The organism is Allobosea sp., assembly GCF_036675845.1.
Classification (GTDB): Bacteria; Pseudomonadota; Alphaproteobacteria; order Rhizobiales; family Beijerinckiaceae; genus Allobosea.
Genome location: NZ_JAKFED010000042.1, coordinates 1 through 10,470 on the forward strand (window position 1 = coordinate 1; position 10,470 = coordinate 10,470).

At 68.3% G+C, this 10,470-nt stretch carries 9 protein-coding genes; 4 read left to right on the forward strand and 5 right to left on the reverse strand.

Annotation, left to right across the window (positions count from 1 at the left end):
- On the forward strand, nt 1–2,289 hold a 2,289-nt coding region (locus tag V6M56_RS04075), incomplete at its 5' end, for a UvrD-helicase domain-containing protein (RefSeq protein ID WP_332681465.1).
- Nucleotides 2,290–2,455: 166 nt separating this feature from the next.
- Here V6M56_RS04075 and V6M56_RS04080 read toward each other — a convergent pair.
- Nucleotides 2,456–4,234 carry an ABC transporter transmembrane domain-containing protein gene (locus tag V6M56_RS04080; protein ID WP_442881077.1) on the reverse strand — a complete coding sequence of 593 codons (1,779 nt, stop codon included), beginning with the start codon at nt 4,232–4,234 and terminating at the stop codon, nt 2,456–2,458.
- Between the two features lie 146 nt (nt 4,235–4,380).
- Between V6M56_RS04080 and rpmE the strand changes: the two genes are divergently transcribed.
- The gene (gene rpmE / locus V6M56_RS04085) at nt 4,381–4,614 is read left to right on the forward strand and encodes a 50S ribosomal protein L31 (RefSeq protein ID WP_066471911.1); all 234 of its coding nucleotides are present in this window, start codon (nt 4,381–4,383) and stop codon (nt 4,612–4,614) included.
- Between the two features lie 225 nt (nt 4,615–4,839).
- Here rpmE and rcdA read toward each other — a convergent pair whose 3' ends face one another.
- The 3 genes from rcdA to V6M56_RS04100 all read right to left on the reverse strand — a co-directional run bounded on the left by rcdA (nt 4,840) and on the right by V6M56_RS04100 (nt 6,541).
- Nucleotides 4,840–5,370, reverse strand: coding sequence for a protease adaptor protein RcdA (rcdA, locus tag V6M56_RS04090; RefSeq protein ID WP_332681475.1), 531 nt, complete (start codon nt 5,368–5,370; stop codon nt 4,840–4,842).
- A gap of 355 nt (nt 5,371–5,725) precedes the next feature.
- Complete coding sequence (locus V6M56_RS04095) at nt 5,726–6,037, reverse strand: hypothetical protein (protein ID WP_332681477.1); 312 nt, start codon at nt 6,035–6,037, stop codon at nt 5,726–5,728.
- Between the two features lie 303 nt (nt 6,038–6,340).
- On the reverse strand, nt 6,341–6,541 hold the full coding sequence (locus V6M56_RS04100) for a DUF1192 domain-containing protein (protein ID WP_332681479.1): 201 nt from the start codon (nt 6,539–6,541) through the stop codon (nt 6,341–6,343).
- 100 nt (nt 6,542–6,641) lie between these two features.
- Here V6M56_RS04100 and V6M56_RS04105 point away from each other — a divergent pair, with 100 nt between their 5' ends.
- Both V6M56_RS04105 and V6M56_RS04110 read left to right on the forward strand, forming a co-directional pair.
- A complete protein-coding gene (locus V6M56_RS04105; RefSeq protein WP_332681480.1) occupies nt 6,642–7,640 on the forward strand; it encodes an NAD(P)H-quinone oxidoreductase in 999 nt (332 codons plus the stop codon).
- A 170-nt stretch (nt 7,641–7,810) separates the two neighbouring features.
- Nucleotides 7,811–8,542 (forward strand): DUF1013 domain-containing protein, encoded by a 732-nt coding sequence (locus V6M56_RS04110; protein WP_332681482.1) that lies wholly within the window; start codon nt 7,811–7,813, stop codon nt 8,540–8,542.
- A gap of 126 nt (nt 8,543–8,668) precedes the next feature.
- Here V6M56_RS04110 and V6M56_RS04115 read toward each other — a convergent pair.
- On the reverse strand, nt 8,669–10,470 hold a 1,802-nt coding region (locus V6M56_RS04115), incomplete at its 5' end, for a propionyl-CoA synthetase (protein ID WP_332681483.1).

Sequence of the window (10,470 nt, forward strand, 5' to 3'; positions counted from 1 at the left end):
GCCGGCTATCTTCAGGGCCTCAATCCGGAGCAGCGCCTGGCGGTCGAGGCGACCGACGGGCCGGTGCTGGTCCTTGCCGGCGCCGGCACCGGCAAGACCCGCGTGCTCACCACCCGCATCGCCCATCTGATCGCGACGAACCGCGCCTACCCCTCGCAGATCCTGTCGGTGACCTTCACCAACAAGGCGGCGCGCGAGATGAAGGAGCGCGTCGCGAACCTCGTCGGCCCGGTCGCCGAGGGCATGCCCTGGCTCGGCACCTTCCACTCGATCTCGGCCAAGCTTTTGCGCCGCCATGCCGAGCTGCTCGATCTGCGCTCGGACTTCACCATCCTCGACACCGACGACCAGATCCGCCTGATGAAGCAGGTGATCCAGGCGGAAGGGATCGACGAGAAGCGCTGGCCCGGCCGCATGCTCGCCGGCTTCATCGATTCATGGAAGAATCGCGGCCTTAGCCCCAAGGACGTAGCCCCGGGCGAGGCCGCCGTCTTCGCCAACGGCAAGGGCGGCAAGCTCTACGCCGCCTATCAGGACCGGCTGAAGACGCTGAACGCCGTCGATTTCGGCGACCTTCTGCTGCACTGCCTGACGCTGTTCCGCGAGCATCCCGACGTGCTCGCGACCTATCACGAGCGCTTCCGCTACATCCTGGTCGACGAGTACCAGGACACCAACGTCGCCCAGTATCTCTGGCTGCGCCTGCTCGCCCAGGGCCGCCGCAACATCGCCTGCGTCGGCGACGACGACCAGTCGATCTATGGCTGGCGCGGTGCCGAGGTCGACAACATCCTGCGCTTCGAGCACGATTTTCCGGGCGCCACCGTGGTTCGGCTCGAACGCAATTACCGCTCGACCGGCCATATCCTCGCCACCGCCTCGAAGCTGATCGCCCGCAATGAGGGCCGGCTCGGCAAGACGCTGCGTACCGAGGACGAGCCCGGCGAGAAGGTCACCATCACCGGCGCCTGGGACAGCCAGGAGGAGGCCCGCCTGATCTCCGACGAGATCGAGGCGATGCAGAGCAAGGGCGAGAATCTCGGCGAGATCGCGATCCTCGTCCGCATCTCGGCGCAGATGCGCGAGATCGAGGAACGATTCGTCCATGTCGGCGTGCCCTATCGCGTCATCGGCGGCCCGCGCTTCTACGAGCGCGCCGAGATCCGCGACGCCATGGCCTATCTGCGCTGCGTCGTCTCGGCCAGCGACGACCTCGCCTTCGAGCGCATCGTCAACGTGCCCAAGCGCGGCCTCGGCGACGCCACCGTCCAGATCCTGCACAACCATGCCCGCGCCTCGCAGCTCTCGCTGCTGCAGGCGGCGCGCGTCGTCGTCGAGAGCGACGAGCTCAAGCCCAAGGCGCGCACCACCCTGCGCGAGCTGGTCGAGGCCTTCGCCCGCTGGTCGGCAAGGGCCGAGCACATGCCGCAGGGCGAGCTCGCCGAGCTGGTGCTGGAGGAGTCGGGCTATACCGAGATGTGGCAGAAGGACCGCTCGGCCGACGCCGCCGGGCGGCTGGAGAACCTGAAGGAGCTGGTGCGCTCGCTCGACGAGTTCCCCGATTTGCCGGCCTTCCTCGAGCATGTCTCGCTGGTGATGGACGCCGACAGCGGCGAAAGCGCCGAGCGCGTCTCGATCATGACCCTGCACGGCGCCAAGGGGCTGGAATTCGACACCGTCTTCCTGCCCGGCTGGGAGGAAGGCCTCTTCCCCAACCAGCGCGCCCTCGACGAGAGCGGCCGCGCGGGCCTGGAGGAGGAGCGCCGCCTCGCCCATGTCGGCCTGACGCGAGCCCGCAAGCGGCTGAAGCTCTATTTCGCCTCGAACCGGCGCATTCACGGCCTCTGGCAATCGAGTCTGCCCTCCCGCTTCATCGACGAATTGCCGGAGGACCATGTCGAGGTCGTCCAGGCGGCCTCGACCTACAGCCAGGGCGGCTATGGCGCCTCGCGCTTCGAGCGCATGGAGAGCTTCGGCTCCTCCTACCAGACGCCGGGCTGGCAACGCGCCCAGGAGAACAAGGCCAAGTTCAACTCGGGCGGCGGCTCAGGCTTCTCGGATGCCGGCCAGCGCGGCTTCGGCGGCGGCAAGCGCGGCCCGCTGATGATCGAGGGCGAACTCACGGCGAAATCGACCGGCGGCTCGGCCTACGACCCCGGCGCCCGCGTCTTCCACATCAAGTTCGGCCCCGGCTCGGTCGCCAGCGTCGACGGCAACAAGCTCACCGTCGATTTCGACAAGGCGGGACGGAAGATGGTGCTGGATAGTTTTGTGCAGAAGGCGGGGTAAGATCCCCGGCCAAATGGTGCCAGAGCGCGCTGCATTCTCTCGTAACCGCGCCGTCATCCCGGGCTTGTCCCGGGATCCATCGTAGAGGGCCGGAGCCTTACGATGGATTCCGGAGCTGCGCCGCCATGCGGCTTGTCCGGAATGACGATCTGCCGGTTCGGCAGCCCTACGCCGCCTCGCGCCCGAACTGCAGCGCCGCCAGCCTGGCATAGAGCCCGCCCTTGGCGACGAGGGCGGCATGGGTGCCCTCCTCGACCACGCGGCCTTCCTCCATCACCAGGATACGGTCGGCCGAGAGGATGGTGGCGAGCCGATGGGCGACGACCAGCGTGGTGCGGCCCTGCATCAGCCGGTCGAGCGCGTCCTGCACCGCCCGCTCGCTTTCGGAATCGAGGGCGGAGGTCGCCTCGTCGAGCAGCAGGATCGGCGCGTCCTTCAGCACCGCCCTTGCGATGGCGAGGCGCTGGCGCTGGCCGCCGGACAAGGTCACGCCGCGCTCGCCGATCACCGTGTCGTAGCCCTGCGGCAGCGCCCTGATGAAGTCATCGGCGGCAGCGAGCCTTGCCGCCTCCTCGATCTCGGCTCTGCTCGCACCGGGGCGGCCATAGGCGATGTTCTGCGCCACCGAGACGCCGAACACGGTCGGCTCCTGCGGCACCAGCGCAAAGCGGCTGCGCCAGTCGGTCGGGTCCGCCTCCGGACCGGCGACGCCATCGACGACGACCCGCCCGGCGAAGGGATCGTAGAAGCGCAGCGCCAGTTGCAGCACGGTGCTCTTGCCGGCGCCCGAAGGACCGACCAGCGCGACGCGCTCTCCCGGGCGGATGGTGAGGTCGAGATCGGCCAGCGCCAGGTTGCTGCGGCCGGGATAGCGGAAGGAGACGTTCTCGAAGGCGAGCGCGCCGACCGCCGGCTGCGGCAGCGGCTTGGGATGGGCCGGCGCCGCGATCGCCGGCTTCGTCGCCAGGATCTCGCCGAGGCGCCCGGCGGCGCCTGCCGCGGCGGAGATGTCGCCATAGACCTCGGAGAGCTGGCCGAGCGAGCTTGCCGCCAGCACGGCGTAGAGCACGAATTGCGACAGCCTGCCGCCGGTCATCCGGCCAGCGAAGACCTCCGTCGCGCCGGTCCACAGCACCATCACGACGCTGGCGCTGACCAGGAAGATGGCGAAGCCCGAGAGCCAGGCGCGCGAACGGGTGGCGTCGCGCGAGGCGCCATAGGCCTCCTCCGAGGCGTCATGGAAGCGTCGCGACGTGTCGCGCTCGGCGCCGAAGGACTGCATGGTGCGAATCGCGCCGATCGCCTCCGAGGCGAAGGCCGAGGCGTCGGCCAGCCGGTCCTGCGCCGCCCGCGCCCGCTTGCGCACCGTGCGGCCGGAGAAGACCAGCGGCAGCACGATCAGCGGGATCGCGCCGATCACGATCGCCGAGAGCCGCGGGCTGGTGGCGATCATCAGCGCCAGCGCGCCGAGGAACATGATGGCGTTGCGCAGCGCGATCGAGGCGGTCGAGGCGAAGGTCGACTTGATCTGGGTGGTGTCGGCGGTCAGCCGCGAGACCAGGTCGCCGGCGCGGCTGGCGTCGAAGAAGGCCGGCTCCAGCCGGGTCAGATGCCGGAACACATCGGCACGCAAATTCGAGACGATGCGCTCGCCGACCGTCATGACCAGATAGAATCGCGCCGAGCTCGCCAGCGCCAGCACGGCGACGACGCCGATCAGCAGGGCGAAATAGGAGTTGGCGAGCTGCTGCTCGCCGCCGGAGAAGCCGGCATCGATCACCCGCCGCACCGCGAGCGGCAGCGCCAAGGTCGCACCCGAGGCGACGACCAGCGCCAGCAGCGCGAAGGCGATCCGCCGCTTCTGCGCCCGCGCATAGGGCCAGAATGAGCGCAGCGTGCTGAAATCCGGCCGCTGCTTGCGGTCTTCCACTTCGTCTTTCGCCACGTTCAAATATCCCGAAATGCTTGCGCCGCAGCCGGGGCTGCGCTATGGGCACGCGACTTCACGACAGGCTCGCACGAATTGTTCGAAGAGCCGGCGATGCGCGCCGTGTTCCGGCCGCCCGCTTTTCGAAAATTGAGGAATTCGCCATGAAGACCGGCATTCATCCCGATTACCACACCATCAAGGTCGTCATGACCGATGGCACCGAATACTTCACGCGTTCGACCCTCGGCAAGGAGGGCGACACGCTGAACCTCGACATCGACCCGAAGACGCATCCGGCCTGGACCGGCGGCACCCAGCATATGCTGGACCGTGGCGGCCGCGTCTCGCGCTTCAATTCGCGCTTCGGCGCGCTCGGCGCCCTCGGCAAGAAGTAATTCCCGGCTTTCCGGCGCCTTCGGGCGCCGGTCGCCTGAAATCGAAAAGCCCGGCCTCGCGGCCGGGCTTTTGCGTTGTGGCGACGAATGGCCGCGGGCTCGCTCGTCATTCTCGGGCGAAGCCCTCGGGTCCGACCTTCGGTCGGCCCAAGGATAATCTCCCCGTAGACCCGGGAATCTCCTGAAAGAGATGCTCGGGTCGAGCCCGAGCATGACGCGCTGCCTCTACCGGATCAGGCCGAGCCGGGCCTGCAGGCTTTCGAGCTGGCCGCGCACAGGGTTTGCCGGCGCGGCCGGGGCGGCAGCCTCCGACATCTGGTCCTCGAGATGGCGGATGCGTTCCTGCAGGCGGATCGAATGGGCGATGAGATCGCGCAGGCGTTCCGGCAGGCGGGCCGCCTCGGCGCTGCTCGGCTTCAGCATCGGCTCGGCGATGCGGACCTTGTTCTTCTCGGTGCGCGCCTGCTCCGCCGTCATCTCGCCTTCGGCGACGGCGCGCTGCACCAGGAGCCAGGAAGCGATCTGCATCAGCCGGGTGGTCAGACGCATGCTCTCGGTCGCATAGGTCAGCGAGACTTCGCGGGCCAGCGCCGCCGATTCGGCCCGGCCGTCGCCGTCGAGATAACCCGCCGTCAGCTCGACCAGGCCCATGCCCTCGCGGAAAAGCTGCATGAAGGCGTCCGATTTGACGAAGCTGCGCGCGAACGAGATCGCGCCGTCCTCAGGCGCCAGCTTCAGCATTGGAAAATCGGTCATCGCGGCGTCTCCAATCGGCACAGGGGCGTGCGAGGAAGGGACGCAGCGCCGTTTCGTACCAGAAGCTCCGCAAGGATAGCGCCATCGCCTTGTCGCCGCTGCGGTAAGACGTCGTTAACCTTAATGATGGCAGGTTCGCGGCCGCAAACGGAGAATGGACCGCTTCGCCAGCCCGCCGGACCAAAAAAAGAGCCGCCCCGAAGGCGGCTCGAAGGTCAACAGGGAGGCGTCAAACAGAGTGGGCAGGAGCCACTCGACATCCAGACAAACTGGATGATGCGATTCATACTTTGGAATCGTTAAGGACCGGTTAACGCGACAGGCCGCAGCACCGATTTGACGGCGCCTTCCGGTTTCAGCGCGTCACCGTCAGCATCAGCCCGAAACGCTCGCTGACGAACCTCTCCCCGACCGAGTAGCGATAGGTGCTGCCGAGGCTGACGCTCGGGGCGAGCTGGCGCCGGATCTCGATGCTGTGCCCGCCGAGAACGTCGACCGGCATCTGCATGATGATCGTGGTTTCCGGCAGCGTCAGCCGCAGCGCCGCCAGCGGCTTGCCGCCATCCTCGCGCAGGCCGAGGCTTGCCAGGCCGTCGGCGGCCGAGGCCGGCACCGCGGCCAGCATCAGGCCGGCGCCGCACAGGATCGTCAGGCATCGAAACCGCATGTCTCATCTCCGGCAGCCTCGACGCGCAGGCGTCCCGGCGAGCAACGGCACAGCCGGCGGGATTCGCTGCGATCGCGTCGCTCGTCTTCGAACGGGATTCCGGGGCGATGCCTTGCACCTCGGGCCGGAAGGCACTTTCGAAGCGCCGCTTTCCCACGCTCGGCAGGATAGCTGCGGCGGCCCCGGGCGCGAAGATGAATATCCGTTCATCGGCTGGCGCATCTTGTCGCGTGGCCGAAAGGAATCACCCGCCGCCCAATCGCCCGCGCCGGCCCGCAAGCGCTTGACTGCCGCCCTGCGGCCTCAATCCCGCTTCTGGAAGAAGGAGTCGGCGGCCGAGCGCGAGGCGTTCTTCTTCGTCCGTGCCTCGCCCAGCCGGACGATCTCGGCTTCGAGCAGGGCGATGCGCTCGTCGATCTCGGCCACGGAAAGCTGCGAGAGATCCTGCCCGATCTCATGGGCGCGCTTCGGCGCCGGGCGGTCGTCGTCGAGAAATCCAGCCATCGCAGCCTCGCCTTGCATCGGTTGCGGGGAAGAGACTAATCGGAGGCGAGCCCCAAGACCACTCCACACGACCACTGGGCACGTACCTCAGGAGAGCGCCATGACCGCCCTGCCCCAGACCATGACCGCGATCGGCTTCGAAGCCCCGGGCGGGCCCGAGGTCCTGAAGCCGCAGCAGCGGCCGCTGCCGAAGCCCGGCCCGGGCGAGGTGCTGGTCGCGATTGCCGCCGCCGGCATCAACCGGCCCGACGTGCTGCAGCGCCAGGGCGGCTATGCCCCGCCGCCCGGCGCCTCCGACATTCCCGGGCTGGAATTCGCCGGCACGGTCGTGGCGCTCGGCGAGGGCGTCTCGCGCTACCGGGTCGGCGAGCAGCTCTGCGGTCTCGTCGCCGGCGGCGGCTACGCGCAATATGTCGTCGTCCATGAGAGCAACGCCTTGCCGATCCCCGCCGGCCTGTCGCTCGAGGAAGCCGGCGCCATCCCCGAGACCTATTTCACCGTCTGGACGAATGTCTTCCAGCGCGGCGGCCTCAAGACCGGCGAGAGCTTCATGGTCCATGGCGGCACCTCGGGCATCGGCACCACCGCGATCCAGCTCGCCAAGGCCTTTGGCGCGACCGTGCTGGCGACCGCCGGCTCGGACGAGAAATGCCGGGCCTGCCGCGATCTCGGCGCCGACCACGCCATCAATTATCGGAATGAGGATTTCGTCGCGGCGGCGAAGGCGGCGACCAATGGGCGCGGCGTCGACGTCATCCTGGACATGGTCGGCGGCGACTACATCTCGCGCAATTACGAGGCGGCCGCCGAGAGCGGGCGCATCGTCCAGATCGCCTTCCTCAACGGCCCGAAGGCCCAGGTCGACTTCCGCCGCCTGATGATGAAGCGCCTGATCCATACCGGCTCGACGCTGCGCCCGCGCACGATTCCCGAGAAGGCGGCGATCGCGGCCGAGCTCGAGGCCAAGGTCTGGCCGCTGCTGGCAGAGGCGCGCTGCAAGCCGGTGATCCATGCCCGCTTCCCGCTGGCGCAGGCGGCCGAGGCGCACCGGCTGATGGAGAGCAACGCCCATATCGGCAAGATCGTGCTGACGTTCTGACGATTCGCCGGCAAGGAGCCGGATTTCGCCGCATGGTTTCCGTGGACAGCTTGGCGCAGTTTGCATATAACGCCCGCCATCCTGCTCATCGTCGATGATTTGGATGACCGGCCGGGGCGGCCGGTCGGCGCATGAGAGCTTTTGCCCGCGACATCTGAGGAGACGAGCCCGTGTCAACATCGCCGCTGATGCCGAAAGCCACCGCGGTCTGGCTGGTCGAGAACACCTCGCTGACCTTCGAGCAGATCGCCGAGTTCTGCAAACTCCACCCGCTCGAGGTGCGCGGCATCGCCGATGGCGAGGTCGCCGCCGGCATCAAGGGCCTCGACCCGATCACCTCGGGCCAGCTCACCCGCGAGGAGCTGGAGCGCGCCGCCAAGAACCCGAGCCATCACCTCAAGCTCGCCGAGCGCAAGGTCAAGGTGCCCGAGATCAAGCGCGCCAAGGGGCCGCGCTACACCCCGGTGTCGAAGCGCCAGGACCGGCCCAACGCCATCCTCTGGCTGCTGCGCAACCATCCCGAGCTCAAGGACGCGCAGATCATCCGCCTGGTCGGCACCACCAAGTCGACCATCGCCCAGATCCGCGACCGCACCCACTGGAACGCCCAGACCCTGAGCCCGGTCGATCCGGTCAGCCTCGGCCTGTCCTCGCAGATCGACCTCGATTTCGAAGTGGCCCGCGCCGCCAAGGACCGCCCCGCCGCCGTCGCGGCCGAGGTCGGCTCGACCCTGCTCCCGGCCGAGGAGACGACCGCGCCCGAGGCCACGCCGGCCTCCCAGCCCTTCGCCGACATGAGCAAGCCGAAGCGCGAGGAGGAGGCGGCGATCGACGTCGATTCCGTCTTCGCCAAGCTGAAGCAGATCAAGCGCCCCGCCGGCGAGGACGAAGACGAGCACTGAGCGGACCGGAAGGCGCTCGTCGCCGACGCCTGCTGATTTTAGACGGAACCGCTGCGTCTATCCGGGGCAGGCCGAAAGGCCTGAGCCCCGGAAAGACGGCGCGGTCCCGAGTGAATGCAGCGGGGGCTATCCCAGCCCCCTGCCCTTCAGCGCGACGCCGATCTCGCCCAGTACCGCGAGGTCCTCGATCGTCGCCGGCACCGTGTAGTCCTCGCCGTCGGCGATCTTCTTCATCGTCGCCCGCAGGATCTTGCCGGAGCGCGTCTTCGGCAGACGCCCGACGGTGATGGCGATCTTGAAGGCGGCGACCGGGCCGATCTTGTCGCGCACCAGCGCGACCAGCTCCTTCTCGATTTCGGCGGGCGCCTGCGTCACGCCGGCCTTGAGGACGACGAAGCCGCAGGGCTGCTCGCCTTTCAGCGCATCGCGGATGCCGACCACGGCGCATTCGGCGACGGCCGGATGGGAGGCCAGCACCTCCTCCATGCCGCCGGTCGAGAGCCGGTGGCCGGCGACGTTGATGATGTCGTCGGTGCGGCCCATGATGAAGACATAGCCGTCCTCGTCGATGAAACCGGCATCCGAGGTGTTGTAGTAGCCGGGATAGGTCTCGAGATAGGCGCTGCGGAAGCGGGCATCGTCCTGCCAGAGCGTCGGCAGCGCGCCGGGCGGCAGCGGCAGCTTGAGCACGATCGCGCCCATCGTCCCTGCAGCGACCGGCCGGCCGCCCTCGTCGAGGCATTGCACGTCATAGCCCGGCAGCGGCACGCTCGGCGAGCCGTGCTTGATCGGCAGCAGCCCTAAGCCCACCGGATTGCCGACGATGCAGGAGCCGGTCTCGGTCTGCCACCAATGGTCGACGACCGGCACCTTGAGCACGGCTTCCGCCCATTTCAGCGTGTCCGGATCGGCCCGCTCGCCGGCGAGGAAGAGCGTGCGGAACTGCGAGAGGTCGTAAGGCGCCAGGTGCTTGGCTTCCGGGTCCTCCTTGCGGATGGCGCGGAAGGCGGTCGGCGCGGTGAACATCGCCACCGCCTTGTATTCCGAGATCACCCGCCAATAGGCGCCGGGATCGGGCGTGCCGACCGGCTTGCCCTCATAGAGCACCGAGGTCGCGCCCTGCAGCAGCGGGCCGTAGACGATGTAGCTGTGGCCGACGACCCAGCCGACATCGGAGGCGGTGAACATCACCTCGCCCGGCCGGACATCGTAGAGGACGCTCATCGTCATCAGCAGCGCCACCATGTGGCCGCCATTGTCGCGGACCACGCCCTTGGGCTTTCCCGTCGTCCCCGAGGTGTAGAGCACGTAGAGCGGGTCGGTCGCGGCGACCTCGACGCAGTCCGCCTTGCGGCCATTGGCCTTGGCGGCGGCGACCATAGCGCGCCAGTTCCGGTCACGCGTCACCTGCATCGAGGCATCGGCCTGCGGGCGCTGCAGGACGAGGCAGGCGTCCGGCTTGTGGGCGGCAAGCTCGATCGCGCCGTCGAGCAGCGGCTTGTATTCGACGACGCGCGTCGGCTCGATGCCGCATGAGGCAGTCAGCACGACCTTCGGCCTGGCGTCGTCGATGCGCGTCGCCAGTTCCTTGGCGGCAAAGCCGCCGAACACCACCGAGTGGACCGCGCCGATGCGGGCGCAGGCCAGCATGGCGAAGGCGGCTTCCGGGATCATCGGCATGTAGAGGATGACGCGGTCGCCCTTGCCGACGCCGAGTTCCTGCAGCACGGCGGCAAGCGTCGCGACCTCGTCGAGCATCTCGGCGTAGCTGTAGCTCGCCTTGGTGCCGGTGACGGGGCTGTCATAGATCAGTGCCGCCTGCTCGCCCCTGCCGTCGCGGACATGCCGGTCGAGCGCGTTGAAGCAGGTGTTGCAGCTCGCATCCGGAAACCAGTGCCCATAGATGCCGGCCTCGCCGTCGAAGATCT

Coding starts and splice junctions, on each gene's coding strand:
- V6M56_RS04095 (WP_332681477.1), bottom strand. CDS start 6,037: ATGCGGTTTCGATGCCTGACGATCCTGTGCGGCGCCGGCCTGATGCTG.
- V6M56_RS04105 (WP_332681480.1), top strand. CDS start 6,642: ATGACCGCCCTGCCCCAGACCATGACCGCGATCGGCTTCGAAGCCCCG.
- V6M56_RS04100 (WP_332681479.1), bottom strand. CDS start 6,541: ATGGCTGGATTTCTCGACGACGACCGCCCGGCGCCGAAGCGCGCCCAT.
- rpmE (WP_066471911.1), top strand. CDS start 4,381: ATGAAGACCGGCATTCATCCCGATTACCACACCATCAAGGTCGTCATG.
- rcdA (WP_332681475.1), bottom strand. CDS start 5,370: ATGACCGATTTTCCAATGCTGAAGCTGGCGCCTGAGGACGGCGCGATC.